The organism is Bradyrhizobium sp. PRIMUS42 (assembly GCF_023006515.1).
Lineage (GTDB): Bacteria > Pseudomonadota > Alphaproteobacteria > Rhizobiales > Xanthobacteraceae > Bradyrhizobium.
The window spans coordinates 1-14660 of record NZ_JALBGZ010000076.1; the positions used below are offsets into that span (position 1 = coordinate 1).

General features: G+C 65.0%; 13 protein-coding genes. 6 read left to right on the forward strand and 7 right to left on the reverse strand.

The features are described from left to right. From MOV75_RS09470 to MOV75_RS09495, 6 genes are all read left to right on the forward strand, one after another. Positions 1 to 450: FAD-linked oxidase C-terminal domain-containing protein (locus MOV75_RS09470; protein WP_309486930.1), on the forward strand; the 450-nt coding region annotated here is incomplete at its 5' end. A gap of 10 nt (positions 451 to 460) precedes the next feature. Then, positions 461 to 1984, forward strand: coding sequence for a sugar ABC transporter ATP-binding protein (locus tag MOV75_RS09475; RefSeq protein WP_247005498.1), 1524 nt, complete (start codon positions 461 to 463; stop codon positions 1982 to 1984). Beyond that, positions 1977 to 2927, forward strand: a complete 951-nt coding sequence (locus MOV75_RS09480; RefSeq protein WP_246920908.1) for an ABC transporter permease — start codon at positions 1977 to 1979, stop codon at positions 2925 to 2927. The genes MOV75_RS09475 and MOV75_RS09480 overlap by 8 nt, the downstream gene beginning before the upstream one ends. Next, positions 2924 to 3901: an ABC transporter permease gene (locus tag MOV75_RS09485; RefSeq protein ID WP_247005500.1), complete on the forward strand. Its 978-nt coding sequence runs from the start codon at positions 2924 to 2926 to the stop codon at positions 3899 to 3901. Before MOV75_RS09480 ends, MOV75_RS09485 begins: the two co-directional genes overlap by 4 nt. 40 nt (positions 3902 to 3941) lie before the next feature. Next, entirely contained in the window at positions 3942 to 4916 is a 975-nt protein-coding gene (locus MOV75_RS09490) for a sugar ABC transporter substrate-binding protein (RefSeq protein ID WP_247005503.1), read from the forward strand. Positions 4917 to 4991: 75 nt separating this feature from the next. Further along, positions 4992 to 5279, forward strand: a complete 288-nt coding sequence (locus MOV75_RS09495) for a YciI family protein (protein ID WP_247005505.1) — start codon at positions 4992 to 4994, stop codon at positions 5277 to 5279. Positions 5280 to 5366: 87 nt separating this feature from the next. On the opposite strand, the gene MOV75_RS09500 is transcribed toward MOV75_RS09495, so the two are convergent. The 7 genes from MOV75_RS09500 to MOV75_RS09530 form a co-directional block, all read right to left on the reverse strand. Then, entirely contained in the window at positions 5367 to 6359 is a 993-nt protein-coding gene (locus MOV75_RS09500) for an ABC transporter ATP-binding protein (RefSeq protein ID WP_247005507.1), read from the reverse strand. Beyond that, entirely contained in the window at positions 6356 to 7345 is a 990-nt protein-coding gene (locus MOV75_RS09505; RefSeq protein WP_247005509.1) for an ABC transporter ATP-binding protein, read from the reverse strand. Before MOV75_RS09505 ends, MOV75_RS09500 begins: the two co-directional genes overlap by 4 nt. 19 nt (positions 7346 to 7364) lie before the next feature. After that, complete coding sequence (locus MOV75_RS09510; protein ID WP_246920895.1) at positions 7365 to 8288, reverse strand: ABC transporter permease; 924 nt, start codon at positions 8286 to 8288, stop codon at positions 7365 to 7367. Further along, positions 8285 to 9226 carry an ABC transporter permease gene (locus MOV75_RS09515; protein ID WP_247005512.1) on the reverse strand — a complete coding sequence of 314 codons (942 nt, stop codon included), beginning with the start codon at positions 9224 to 9226 and terminating at the stop codon, positions 8285 to 8287. The genes MOV75_RS09510 and MOV75_RS09515 overlap by 4 nt, the downstream gene beginning before the upstream one ends. A gap of 17 nt (positions 9227 to 9243) precedes the next feature. Then, positions 9244 to 10845: an ABC transporter substrate-binding protein gene (locus MOV75_RS09520; protein ID WP_247005514.1), complete on the reverse strand. Its 1602-nt coding sequence runs from the start codon at positions 10843 to 10845 to the stop codon at positions 9244 to 9246. Between the two features lie 186 nt (positions 10846 to 11031). After that, positions 11032 to 12465 carry a PepSY domain-containing protein gene (locus MOV75_RS09525; protein ID WP_247005516.1) on the reverse strand — a complete coding sequence of 478 codons (1434 nt, stop codon included), beginning with the start codon at positions 12463 to 12465 and terminating at the stop codon, positions 11032 to 11034. A gap of 12 nt (positions 12466 to 12477) precedes the next feature. Beyond that, positions 12478 to 14637, reverse strand: coding sequence for a TonB-dependent siderophore receptor (locus tag MOV75_RS09530; protein ID WP_247005519.1), 2160 nt, complete (start codon positions 14635 to 14637; stop codon positions 12478 to 12480). Between the last annotated feature and the right edge of the window lie 23 nt (positions 14638 to 14660).

The following is a 14660-nucleotide window of genomic DNA, read 5'->3' on the forward strand; positions in this document are numbered from 1 at the left end:
AGCCGGCTCTGGCACGCCCGCGACAACACGTTCTATGCCGGGCTGGGTCTGCGGCCGGGCGCGCGCGCCGTGATCACCGATGTCTGCGTCCCGATCTCGCGCCTCGCGGAATGCCTGACCGAAACACGGCGCGATGCGGACGAGCACGGCTTTGTCGCTCCTATCGTCGGCCATGTCGGCGACGGCAATTTCCACATGCTGATCCTGATCGACCCGGCAAAGCCCGAGGAGGCCGAAGGCGCCAAGGCGCTGCAGGCCCGCATGGTCGCCCGCGCTATCGCCATGGACGGCACCTGCACCGGCGAGCACGGCATCGGGCTCGGCAAGATCGACTATCTCGCCGACGAGCTCGGCGAGGCCGTGGACGTGATGCGATCGATCAAGACCGCGCTCGATCCGAATGGTCTGATGAACCCCGGAAAGATCTTTGCGAGCGGAGCCAAGACATGAGCGACATGGCATGAGCGACGCGCTCCCCATCGAGGTCACCTCGCCGACGCCGCTGCTCGAGCTGCGCGGCATCAGCAAGGAATTTCCCGGCGTCAAGGCGCTGGACGACGTGTCCTTTGCTATCTACCCCGGCGAGGTCCACATGCTGCTGGGCGAGAACGGCGCCGGCAAGTCGAGCCTGATGAAGGTGCTGTGCGGCGCCTACAGCGCCGATGCCGGCGAGTTCTACTACAAGGGTGACAAGGTCGCGATCTCCTCGACTGCCGATGCGCAGAAGCTCGGCATTGCCGTGATCTTCCAGGAATTCTCGCTGGTCCCCTATCTCGACATCGCCCAGAACATTTTCCTCGGCCGCGAGCCTCGGGGACGCATCCCCGGCACCATCGACCGCCGCAAGATCCTGGCCGACGCGAAGCGCGTGCTCGGCACGATCGGCTTCGACATCGATCCTTCGACCACCGTGGACAAGCTCGGAGTTGCACAGCAGCAGATGGTCGAGATCGCGAAGGCGATCAGCCAGAACGCGCGCATCCTCGTCATGGACGAGCCGACCGCCGCGTTATCCGACCGCGAGACCGAGCTGCTGTTCGAATTGATCGCGCGGCTGAAGGCTGACGGGGTGTCGATCGTCTACATCTCTCACCGCATGGCCGAGGTGTTCGCGCTCGGCGACCGCATCACCGTGCTGCGCGACGGCCGCCGCATCGACGGCGTCCGGCCCGCCGACGTGACGCCGGACCAGCTCGTACGCATGATGGTCGGCCGCAACGTCGACATGACCTATCCGCGCCATTTCGCCGACAAGCCGGGCGAGGTGCTGCTGGAGGTCAAGGGCCTGACCTCCTCGACCGGTATCTCCGACATCAACATCGAGGTGCGCCGGGGCGAGATCGTCGGCCTGTGCGGCCTGGTTGGCTCGGGCCGCAGCGAGGTCGCGCGCGCCATCTTCGGCGCCGATCCCATGACATCGGGCGAGATCGTCTTCGACGGCAAGACCATTTCCGGCGAGCCTGACCTTGCCGCCCGCCGCGGCATCGCGCTGATCCCGGAAAGTCGCAAGAGCGAGGGCCTCGCGCTGCTGCGGTCGGTGAGCGACAATCTGGTGGTGTCGGCGCTGCGAAAGCTGTTCCCGAGCGGTCTCTTCGACCAGCGCAGCGCACAGCGCACCGCCGACGGCCTGATCCGGCAGCTGCGCATTGCAACTCCGAGCGCTCGGCAGACCGTCGGCCTGCTCTCGGGCGGCAACCAGCAGAAGGTCGTGATCGGCAAATGGCTGGCGGCCGGCTCAAAGCTCTTCATCTTCGACGAGCCAACGCGCGGCATCGACATCGGCGCCAAGTCCGAGATTTTTGCCCTGATCGACCGCCTGGTCGCGGAGGGCGCCGCGGCGCTGATGATCTCGTCCGAGCAGATCGAGATCTGCCACGTCTGCGACCGCGCCTATGTGATGCGCGAGGGGCGCATCGCCGGGCACCTGACGCGCAACGAACTGACCGAGGAGAACATCGTGCGACTGGGGATGCATCATGCGTGAGGCCGCGGTCGTTTCACAGCCCAATCCGCTGCAACGCATTCCCGGCGTTGCCATCGTGCTGGTGCTCCTAATCGCGCTTTTCAGCGCGATCGCGCCCGGCTTCCTGTCGGTCGCCAACCTCTCCAACGTGCTGGTGCAGTCCACCATCCTGACCATGCTCGCACTGCCGATGACGCTGATCATCATGACCGAAGGGCTGGACCTGTCGATGGGGGCGGTGCTGACGCTGACCTCGCTCTGCGTCGCCATCGTATCGCTCGCGACCAAATCGATGCTGCTGGGCCTCGGCGCCGGCCTGCTGGTCGGCACCGCCTTCGGCGTCGCCAACGGCTGGCTGGTCGCCATCCTCGGCATCCCGCCCTTCGTCGCGACGCTGGGCACGCTCGGCATGGCGCAGGGCCTGTCGCTGATCGTCAGCGACGGCCAGAGCGTGGTCGGCATCCCCCATAGCGTGCGCGACATCTATTCTGCGACGCTTCTCGGGGTGCCCGTGCCGATCGTGATGGCGCTCGTGACCTATGCGGCATTCCACGGCCTGCTCTATCACACCCGCTTCGGCACTTACATCTTCGCACTGGGCGGCAATCGCGAGGCGCTGCGCTATGCCGGTCTCTCGCCGAACAAGCTGCTGATCGCGGTCTATGCGATCGGCGGCGCCATGGCGGGCATCGCGGGCCTGTTGATGACCGCACGGATGAATTCCGGCCACCCCACTGCCGGCCTCGGGCTCGAATTCGATGCCATCGCGGCCGTGGCCGTCGGCGGCACCTCGTTCGAGCGCGGCAATGGCTGGCTGCTCGGCACGCTGCTCGGTGTCCTCTCTGTCGGCGTGCTGCGCAACGGGCTGAACCTGATCTCGCTGCCGTCCTCGGTGCAGGTCGCAAGCGTCGGCGTGCTCGTCATCGTCGCCCTGTTCCTCGACGGCCTCAGGAGCCGCGCATGACCGACATCGCCAAGGACGCCATCGCCCCGCCCCGCTCCTTCCTGTCGCAGGATGCGATCCAGGTGTTCTATCGCCTGCTGGCGGCGTTTCTGATCTGCGCGGTGCTCGCCGTGCTCAGCGATTCCTTCCTGAGCCTCGGCAACATCCTCAACGTGCTGCGGCAGGCGAGCCTGACCTTCTTCATCGCCTCCGGTCTGACGCTGGTGGTGCTGACCGCCGGCCTCGACCTCTCCGTCGGCGCCAATGTCGCGCTGTCCGCCTGCATCGCCGGCACCGTGATCCACAAGACCGGATCGCCGGCGCTCGGCATCCTCACCGGGCTCACCTGCGGCGGCATCGTCGGCCTGCTCAACGGCATCATGGTCACCGCGCTGCGCATCCCCTCCTTCATCGCCACCTATGGCATGCTCTGGGTGCTGAACGGCCTCACCTATTGGTACATGGCGGGCGAGACCCTGCACGGCTTCCCCGCGGGCTTCCGCCAGATCGGCAGCGGCTATCTGTTCGGCCTGCCGATCCCGGTCTACCTGCTGCTGGTGTTCCTCGGGATCGGGACGCTGTTCGCACAGCGCACGATCTGGGGCCAGGAGATCTATGCGATCGGTGCCAATCCGGTCGCGGCGCGGCTCTCCGGCATTCCGGTCGCGCGGCGCCTGCTGCTGGTCTACGCGGTATCAGGCACCATGGCGGGGCTTGCCTCGATCATCTTCCTGTCGCGGCTCAATTCGGCGGAGGCGGACATCGGCGAAAGCCTGACGCTGCCCGCGATCGCGGCCGTGCTGATCGGCGGCACCTCGCTGTTCGGCGGCGTCGGCACCGTGTTCGGCACCTTCATCGGCGCGCTGATCCTGACGCTGGTGCTGAACGGCATGAACCTGCTGTCGGTCAGCGCCAACTGGCAGCCGCTCGTGACAGGCATCATCGTCATTCTCGCGGTCTGGCTCGACATGAAGACCCGCCGCCGCGCGCAATGAGTTCTAGAGTTCCACAAGCAAAATGAGGGATGGAGGCAACATGAAACGGACACTGGGCTATCTGGCGCTGCCGCTGCTGATGGCGGCCGCGTTCACCACTGGGGCGCGCGCCGACGGCGAGACCATCGCCGTCTTCACCAAGAACCAGACCAACCCGTTCTTCCAGACGGTGCGGGTCGGCGCCGACAACATGGCGAAGACGCTGAACGCGAAGACGCTCCAGTACATCCCGACCAAGCCGGATTCGATCCCCGAGCAGCTCAGCCAGATCGAGGACGTCGTCGTGAAGAAGCCGAGCGCGATCGTGTTCACGCCGGTCGATTACAAGGCGATGGTGCCCGGCGTCGAGAAGATCAACGAGGCCAAGATTCCCGTCGTCAACATCACCGACCGCTCGGCGGGCGGCAAGTTCCTGTCCTTCGTCGGCGCCGACGACTACAGCCTTGGGCTCGAGACCGCGCGCTTCCTGCTCAAGACGCTGGGCGGCAAGGGCAACATCGTCATCATCGAGGGCGTCAAGGGCTCGCTGACCAATGTCGACCGCGTCCGCGGCTTCAACGACGCGCTGAAGGAGGCTTCGGGCGCCAAGCTCTTGGCTTCGCAGCCCGGCAACTACCAGCGGCTGCAGGCGCTCCAGGTGATGGAAAACCTGATGCAGTCGAATTCGCAGATCGACGGCGTGCTAGCTGCCAACGACGCCATGGCGGTCGGTGCGATCGAGGCGCTCGACGGCGCCAACCGCAAGGCGCAGGTGATCGGCATCAACGGCACCAAGGAAGCGATCGACGCGATCAAATCCGGCAAGCTGCTCGCGAGCGGCGACTACAACGGATTCGCGCAAGGCTGCCTCGGCACCATGATGGCGATCCGCGCCTTGCGCAACCAGCCTGTCATCAACGAGATCGTGCTGAAGCCGACCGTCATCACCAAGGACAATTACCAGCCGTTCGACGTGCCGCTGGAGCAGCGGACCTGCCCGACCTTCGAGGACGCGAGCAAGCTCAGCGCCAAGTAGACAAACCGATCACATCAAGCCCGGACGGCCGTCGCGGCGGCCGTCCCAACAACTGATCCAAGAAACGGAGACACCATGCTGTTCGCCATTCACGCCGTCGATCGCGCCGGCGCGCTGCCGACCCGGCTCGCCAATTACGACGCCCACAAGGCTTTCCTGAGCGACACCTCGCGCTTCGGCGTCAAGATCGTGATGTCGGGGCCGCTCGTCTCCGACGATGGCCAGACGATGATCGGCAGCCTGTTCCTGATCGAGGCGCCGGGCCGTGGCGAGGTCGAGGCATTCAACCGCGCCGATCCCTTTGCCGCGGCCGACATCTGGGAAAAGGTCACGATCACCGGCTTCCTACGCCGGCAAGGCTGAGGCTCGCTACCTCAAAACGTAAAACAACCCCATGCACAGTAGAACAGGGTTGTTCTTGCTGAGAAATTTCCGACGGGAATCTCGCCTTCAGCTGCTCGGCGGCGCTGCGCCGTCTTCGAGGTGACAGGCCACCCATTGCTCGGCTCCAGCCGCGCGCAGCACCGGTTCTTCGACCCGGCAGCGGTCGAAGACGAGCGGGCAGCGGGTGTGGAAGCGGCAGCCCTTCGGCGGATTGATCGGGCTCGGCACGTCGCCCTTGAGGATGATGGGATTGCGCTGGGCGCCGGGCTCGGGCAGCGGCACTGCCGACAGCAGCGCCCTGGTGTAGGGATGTTTCGGTGCGGCAAAGATCTCGCGGCGCGGGGCGACCTCGACGATCTTGCCGAGATACATCACCGCGACGCGGTGGGTCATGTGCTCGACGATCGCGAGATCATGGCTGATGAACAGCAGCGCGAGGCCGAACTCGCGCTGGAGGTCCTGCAGCAGATTGACGATCTGTGCCTTGACCGAAACATCCAGCGCCGAGACCGCCTCGTCGCACACGATCAGCTCGGGCTCGGCCGCGAGCGCGCGGGCAATGCCGATACGCTGGCGCTGGCCGCCGGAGAATTCATGCGGCCTGCGGTTCAGCGCCTCGCGCGGCAGGCGCACGGTGTCCATCAGGGAGGTGACGCGCACCTCGAGGTCCTCCGCCGATTTGGCGAGGCCGAAATTGCGGATCGGTTCGGCCAGGATGTCGCGCACGCGCATGCGCGGATTGAGGCTGGAGAACGGATCCTGGAACACCACCTGCACGCGCCGGCGCATCTGACGCATCGTGCTCGGATGGGCGTCGTCGATGCGCTGGCCGTCGAGGATCACCTGGCCTGCGGTGATGTCGAACAGCCGCAAGATGGCGCGGCCGACCGTCGACTTGCCGCAGCCGGATTCGCCGACCAGCGACAGCGTCTCGCCGCGCGCGATCTCGAACGACACGCCGTCCACCGCGTAGACGAATTCGGTCTTTCGCCCGAAAAAGCCCTTGTTGACCGGAAAATGCTTCTTGAGGTCGTTGACCTGGAGCAACGGAGGGCTCATGCCGCGACGGCTCCCTTGGCCGCATAGTGACAGGCGGCGACGTGACGAGGGCCCTTCTCTTCGAGCCCCGGTGCATATTGCCGGCACAGATCGGTCGCGAGCGCACAACGGCCCGCGAAGACACAGCCGCTGATGGGCTTGCGCAGATCCGGCACTTGGCCCGGAATCTCGGCAAGCCGCCGTGCCGCGCCTGATAGCGACGAGCCAAGCCGCGGCACCGCGCCGAGCAAGCCTTGCGTATAGGGATGACGCGGCGAACGGAACAGCTCGGCCACAGGGGCCTCCTCGACCTTGCGGCCGGCATACATCACCATGACGCGTTCGGCGATCTCGGCAACGACGCCAAGATCGTGGGTGATGAGAATGATCGCCGCGCCGACCCGGCTCTTCAGATCCAGCATCAGCTTCAGGATCTGCGCCTGGATCGTCACGTCCAACGCGGTGGTTGGCTCGTCGGCAATGAGAAGCTTTGGATTGCAGGCGAGCGCAATGGCGATCATGACGCGCTGGCGCATGCCGCCGGAGAGCTGGTGCGGATATTCGCGCACGCGACGCTTCGGCTCGGGAATGCCGACCAGCGTCAGCATCTCGACCGCGTGCGCTTCGGCGGCCGCCTTGTCGAGGCCCTGATGGATCATCAAGGTCTCGCGGATCTGACGGCCGACGGTGAGCACCGGGTTGAGGCTGGTCATCGGCTCCTGGAAGATCATCGAGATGTCGTTGCCTCGGATCGCGCGCATCTCGCGGTCGGAGAGTTGCAGGAGGTCCCTGCCCGCAAAGCGGATCTTGCCTGCGATCCTGCCAGGCGGCTCCGGGATCAATCGCATCAGCGACATCGAGGTCACCGATTTGCCGCAGCCGGATTCGCCGACGATAGCCAGCGTCTCACCCTCGTTGACATGGAAGGACACGCCGTCGACCGCGCGATTGATGCCACCGGGGGTGCGGAAGTGGGTCTGGAGGTTTTCGACTTCGAGCAAAGCCATCGCGATCAGCCTCGATCCATCAGAGGCTCTTGGCCATGCGCGGGTCGAGCGCATCGCGAAGGCCGTCGCCGAGCAGGTTCACGGCGAGAACCGTGACGGAGAGAAAGGCCGCCGGAAAGAACACGATGTAGGGCTTGACCTGCCACAGAGCGCGGCCCTCGGCCATGATGTTGCCCCAGGACGGAATGGTGGGCGGCGTGCCCGCGCCGATGAAGGACAGGATCGCCTCCGTGATCATGGCGCTGGCGCAGATATAGGTCGCCTGCACCAGCATCGGCGCCACCGTGTTGGGTAGGATGTGGCGAAGGATGATCATGGGCGTGCGCGTGCCGCAGGCCACGGCCGCGTCCACATAGGGCTGCTCGCGCAGCGATAGCACCACGCTGCGGACGAGGCGCGAGACACGCGGGATCTCGGCAACGGTGATGGCCAGGATGACGTTGCCGACGCTGCCGCGCGTCAAGGCCATCAGCGCGATCGCGAGCAGGATCGGCGGGATCGACATCAAGCCGTCCATGAAGCGCATCAGGATGCCGTCGGCCCAGCGGATGAAGCCGGAGACCATGCCGATGGCGAGGCCGGCAGCGGACGCGAAGATCGCAACTGAAAGGCCGACCGTGAGCGAGACCCGCGCGCCAAACAGCACGCGCGAATAGATGTCGCGGCCGAGCACGTCGGTGCCGAACCAGAAATCGGCCGACGGTGCACGGGTGCGCTTGGCGGGCGCGAGCGCGGTCGGATCGACCGTTCCGAGATAGGGCGCGAAGATCGCGATCAGGACCAGCGTCAGCAGCAGCGCGCCGCCGATCGCAACAGTGGGATGGCCGCGCAACAAGCCGATGAAGCCCCGCCGGATCGTGACCGGCCGAAGGATCTCAGGCAGTTGCGGCGCGAGGACGAGGCCGGCCGGGAGCGCTTGCGGATTGATGGTCGTGTCGGTCAATAGCGGATCCTCGGGTCAACGAGCGTGTAGATGAGGTCAATCATCAGATTAACGACGACGTAGACGAAGCTGAACAGCAGCACGATGCCCTGGATGACGGGATAGTCGCGGCGCAGGATCGCATCGATCGTGAGCCGGCCGAGGCCGGGAATCGCGAACACGCTTTCGGTGACCACCGCGCCGCCGATCAGGAGCGCGATGCCGATCCCGATCACGGTCACGATCGGCACGGCCGCGTTCTTCAGCGCGTGAATGAACAGGATGCCGCCCTGCCCGAGGCCCTTGGCCTTGGCAGTGCGGATATAGTCCTGCTGCAACACTTCGAGCATAGCGGCGCGGGTGATGCGCGCGACCAACGCGATATAGACGCAACCGAGCGCGATTGACGGCAGGATCAAATTCTCCAGCCACGGCCAGAAGCCCTGCGTGAGCGGCGTGTAGCCCTGCACCGGCAACCATTCCAGTTCGAGCGCGAAGATGTAGGCGAGCATGTAGCCGACCACGAACACGGGCAGCGAGAAGCCGAACACGGCAAAGCCCATGATGATCCGGTCGATGAGGCTGCCGGCCTTCCACGCCGCCACCACGCCGAGCGGCACAGCCACCACGATCGTCAGCAGCAACGTGACGATCATCAGCGACAGCGTTGGTCCAAGCCGCTGTCCGATCATCGCCGAGACCGGCAGGTTGGTGAAGATCGAGGTGCCGAGATCGCCGTGCAGGATGCGCCAGACCCAGCTGCCGAACTGGATCAGGAACGGCCGGTCGAGGCCGAGGCTCTGGCGGATGCGCTCCACATCCTCCGGGCTTGCCTGGTCGCCCGCGATCACCACGGCGGGATCGCCCGGCGCGATGTAGAGCAGGCTGAACACGAACAACGCGACGATCGCCATCACCGGCAAGGTCGCGATGATGCGACGGAGGATGTAAGAGAGCATCTGGCCTCAGCGCGCGATCATGCAGACTTCGACACGCCCCAGAAGAACGGCAGCGGACCCTTGGTGATGCCCGAAACGTTCTTGCGCCAGGCCGTGTAGGTCAGGAAGAAACCGGTCGGCGCGTAGACGACATCCTCGATCGCCGCCTTGTTGACCCGCCCGATCGCCGCCTTCTCTTCCTCGAGATTCTTGGCGTCGAACCAGGACGTGATCTCCTTCTCGGTGTTCGGGCTGCTCGGCCAGCCGAACCAGGCCTTGTCGCCGTTGGCGCGGATGGCCGTGTAGGCGGCGGGCGTGATGCAATCGGCGCCGGCATGCCAGCTGTGGAACATGTTCCAGCCGCCCTGTCCCGGCGGTGTCTTTGCGGCGCGACGGGAGCCGACCGTGCCCCAATCGGTGGCGACGAAGTCGACATTCATGCCGAGCCTCTTCAGGAGGTCCGCGGTGACGTCGCCTTGCGCCTTCGTGATCGGCTGATCCTGCGCGACCAGGCACGTCACCGGCTGGCCGGAATAGCCGCTCTCCGCCAGCAGCTTCTTGGCGGCATCGAAGTCGCGCTTGCCCTTCAGGATCTCGCCGCCCATCTCGTTGTAGACAGGCGTGTCCGGCGTGAAGAAGCCGGGCAACGACTTCCACAATGCGTTGTCGTCGCCGACGATCGCGCGCATATAGTCTTCCTGGCTGAGCGCCATCAGCACCGCGCGCCGCGCCCGCACGTCGTTGAACGGCGCGAACAGATGGTTCATGCGGAACGAGCCGATATTGCCGAGGGGATCGCCGATATCGACGCTGATGTTCTTGTTCTTCTTCAGCACGGGCACGAGATCGGCGATCGGGTTCTCCCACCAGTCGACCTCGCCGTTCTGCAACGCGGCCGCCGCTGTCGCGGGGTCCGGCATCACGATCCATTCGACACGATCGACCATGATCTGCTTGCCACCGGCCAGCCACGACGCCTTCTCCTGCCGCGGCACGTAATCGGTGAACTTCTCGAACACCGACTTGGCGCCTGGGACCCATTCGCTCTTGGCGAACTTCATCGGACCCGAGCCGACATATTCGGTGATCTGCTTGAACGGATCGGTCTTGGCGATACGCTCGGGCATGATGAAGGAGCACGGCGCGTTGTTCTTGGCGAGCGCATAGAGCATCTTCGGAAAGGGCTGCTTCAAAACCCATTTGAAGGTGCGGTCGTCGACGGCGGTCAATTCCTGCTGGATCGCAATGATCATCAGGCCCATCGGATCGCGCGCGGCCCAGCGCGACAGGCTCGCAACGACGTCCTTGGCCAGCACCGGCTCGCCGTCGTGGAATTTGAGGCCCGGGCGCAGCTTGAACGTCCAGATCTTGCCGTCGTCGGAGGTCTCCTCGGACTCGACCATTTGCCGCTGCGGCTGCAACTGCGCGTCGATCCCGTAGAGCGTGTCCCAGACCAGCGCGGCGGCATTGCGCACGACATATTGCGTGCCCCAGATCGGATCGAAATTGGCAAGATTAGCCTGCGGCACGAAGCGCAGAGTGCGGGCTGATGCGCCTTGCGCGATGGCCGGGGCCGAGACGCCGGTCAATGCCAGACCGCCCGCGCCCGCCAGTCCCTTCAATACGGTCCTGCGATCCATGAAGTCCTCCCAGTAGTGCCGTGGTGCCGGCCATCGTTGGCCAAGGGCAGGTGAAACCAGAGCCCATTGGCTTGCAAATGGTATGCCACTAACCGGACCTTCGCCAGCGGGATCTCACCGCCATTTGGACCAGCCAAGCCTCAAAGACCCGCCGCACGTTGCGATCGTGGCTGGTTCGCCCTGGGGTCAGGCTGTCAGGAACAGCCGCAAGCGCCGCCAGCCGATGACGACGCTGGTCATGGAGAACGCGAACCCTAGCGCACAGAGTCCGACGATCAGGGCATCGCGCAGACGCGGACGCGCCATGAGGATTGGGAAATCGAGTGTGTGCAGCGCGCCGTACACCCAACGATAGGCGCGCCGCGAGGCATCCAGCCGTTGCAGCAAATTGCCGTCGGCGCCGTCGATGTCGAACCAGAGCTCTCCGCAGCGCGAGCGATAGACCGGCGCGCCTTGGACGGCGGATCGAGCGGGATAGTCGTCGCTATCGGCAACAACGGACGGTGCGGCGCAGCCCGAGGCGAGGCGCGTCGACAATTCCTGAACGTCGCGCGCGCCCAAAACTCCCGTATATCCCTCATGAGGCGTCTCCGCGGCCTTGACCAGAGTCTGGCTGCCGAGAGCGATCCGCTCGCGTCGATAGACATTGCCGTTGAAGGCGAACCATTCAATATCCCGGGCCGACGACGATATCGACTGCCGGTCGAGCGGCGAGGCAGCCGCCCAATCCGGCGCGGCATACACCACGCCCGCTTCCGCCGAGGTCAGCTGCCCGCGCGAGAACAACCGGCCGTGATCCATGGAGAGCCAGCCGCTGAATATCCAGGTGAGCACGAACACTGTCACCGCAAGGCCGAGGATGTGATGCAATGCGTGCCACCCGCGGTAAGGTGAGGACATCCGTCGTCCACGCACCTTGATCTGCAGGGTCCCGAGCAGAGCGCCAAGCATCGCTGCAATCAAGGCGAGCAGCGACAATGTCCAGACCACCCCATCCCACAGCGCCCAATTGCTTCTCAGAACCGTCGGATAGATCCAGTGCAGTACGCTGCCGACGAGATTCCAGCCACGCTCGCTTCGCGTCGTATCCAGGACGATCTCGCCGGTGAGCGAGGAGACATAGACCTCCGTCCCGGCAGCATCGCCGAGAGCCACGCGAAACAGCGGCCGGTGGCGATCAAAGCCGTTTGGCACCGTCCACTGATCGTAATCCGCCTGCGCGAGCAGCGTTGCGCGCGCGGCATCGAGCCCGCGGCTGCAGGCGTGATCCTGCGCGATGGCGAGCGCGACATCGGAGGACGTCACCCGCGCGTCCTGTCCATCGGAGGCGCGGACCGCGCGCAGATGCGACGGCCCGGAGACGACATAGACCGGCCCGTCACTCCGCTGGATCAGCCGAACGCGCACGGCATCCTCGATCCCGCTGGCGGCGACCGCATCGCGGACTGCCATGCGAACCTGCGCGCGATCCACCGGAGCGAGGCCGGCAAACCGCTCCGCTTCCGTCAGCGACGGGAACGGAACGAAGTGCATCACGATGCCGGTCGCGAACCACATCGCGAACAGCAGGCAGAGCGCGATCCCGAGCCAGCGGTGCAGCAGGATGATCGCGCCCATCATGCGTTCAGCGCCCTACCATTTGAACGCGGCCGAGAGCTCATAGGTGCGCGGCGCGCCGAGGAGGATCTGATCGGGATAGAACGGATCGCCCCAGATCGCGTAGCGCTTGTCGGTGATGTTGCGCACGCGGAAGGTCAGGCGTGCCTGATCGACGGCGTTGAATACCGTCTTGGGGATGTCGACGAAGGCATAGACGTCGGCCACAGTATAGGCCTTCATCGTCACGACGTTGGCGTCGGTGTTGTAGCGGTCGCCGACGTGGCGGCCGGTGATGCCGAGCTCGACCGGCCAGGGGGTGAAGAAGCGCCAGGACGCGCCGGCATTGGCGACGATGCGCGGCACGTTCGGCGGCGTGTTGCCGGAGAACGAGCCGCCAACGAAATTGTAGTCGGCATAGCGCGCATCGACATAGGCGATGTTGCCCCACAGCCGCAGCGGGTCGATCGGACGCACGGACGCCGCAAGCTCGACGCCCTTCGATTCCTGCCGTCCGGCGATGTTGAGCGCCTGCCCGCCGGCGGCGGCATAGACGTTCTTGCGCAGGATGTCGTAGGCCGAGAACGACCACTCGGCCCGGTTGTCCCAGAACAGGTGCTTGACGCCGGTCTCGTAGGTGCGCGCGGTGGTCAGGTCGAGCGGCTGCGTGGGTCCGAGCAGGAAGATATTGTTGGCGGAGACGTCGGCGCCGGTGGCGTATTGGCTGAAGAAGGTCAGGCCGGGCACGGCTTCCCAAGTGTAGCCGATGCGACCCGTCACCGGCGCCCAGTCTTTGGTGTACGGAAAGCCAGCGTTCACGATACCGGCGGCGTCGGTCGAGTTGCGATCGAGCCCGATATGCTCGACACGCAGGCCGCCGATCAGCGCGAAGGTCCGCGTCAGCTTCAGCCGGTCCTCGAACGACAGCGCCTCGTTGTCGATGCGCGCGGTCTGCTGCTTGGTCGTGAGCGTGCCGTAGAAGCCACGGTTGGGATCGACGAGATCAACGGAATCGCCCGGAAAATTTGCCGCGCCGGGCCTGACGAAATCGAGATAGCTCGACGACAGCGTCGCGACCATGCGGTTGTCGAATCCTGCGATATTCGCATCCCAGATCAGGTCGGTGATGTTGCCGACAAGGCGCTGGCTGTGCGCGACATAGAAGCGCTCGCGATCGACAAGGTTCGTCCCGGAGTTGAACGCCTCGACCTCATTGTTGAACCAGCTCCGTTCCGCCCCATAGCCATAAGCCTGGCTCTTCAAGGTCAGGTCGGGCGCGAGCTTCAGCTCGAAGCCGCCGCGCAGCCACACCTCCTGTGCAACATTACGATTGTCCAGAACGTTGTAGTTGGTGTTGAAGGTGCGATCGTCGATGGTGACCGCGCCGAGATTTGTTTTGTTGTAATTCGAAATATAGTTTCCGGAAACGATCCCCGTCGTCGCATGCGAACCACTGAAGGCGATCGGCACCAGCGGCGCGCCCCAATAGGCCTTCGAGCGGTCTTCGCGATACTCGACCGCGCCCCACACCTTGAGACTGTCGGAGATGCGGTAGTTGAGCTGGCCCGACACGTCGAACGTCTTGGTGTTGGTGTCGTCGGCAAAGCCGTTGAGGGAGGAGCGGCTGATGTCGAAGCGATAATCGAGGCCCTGCACATTGGTGCTGCCGCCCGAGCCGTAATGCGTGCGGAACGAGTTCAGCGAGTCCCAGGAGAAGTCCGCCTCGTTCCGGATTGGTCCCGTATGCGGCGCCTTGGTCACGAAATTGATCGCGCCGCCGGCGGCGCCCTCGCCCGATATGAGCGAGGCCGGGCCTTTCAAGAATTCCACGGCCTCCAGATTGGACGTGTCGGTGATCCGCGAGGTCATGTTCTGCGGACCTATCTTGATGCCGTTGTAGAGCGTGTTGATCTGGCTGTTGGTGAAGCCGCGCATCGAGAACGCGGCAGGCTCGGCCGGATTGTCGCCGGAGGTGACACCGACCGCGCCCTGCGCCGTCTCGGACACGGTGCGATAGCCCTGCTCGCGCATGGTTTCGGCTGAGATCACCTCGACGGTTGCGGGAATTTCGCGCACGGTCAGGCCGAGCCGTGAGGCGCTTTCCGGTACTACATTGGTGTTGAGCGGCGTCTGCGCCGCTACGGTCGGCACGACAGGCTTGGGCGCCGCGGATGCAGTCGCAGGCCGGCATAGAATACCCGCTCCGGCGTGATCAGCAT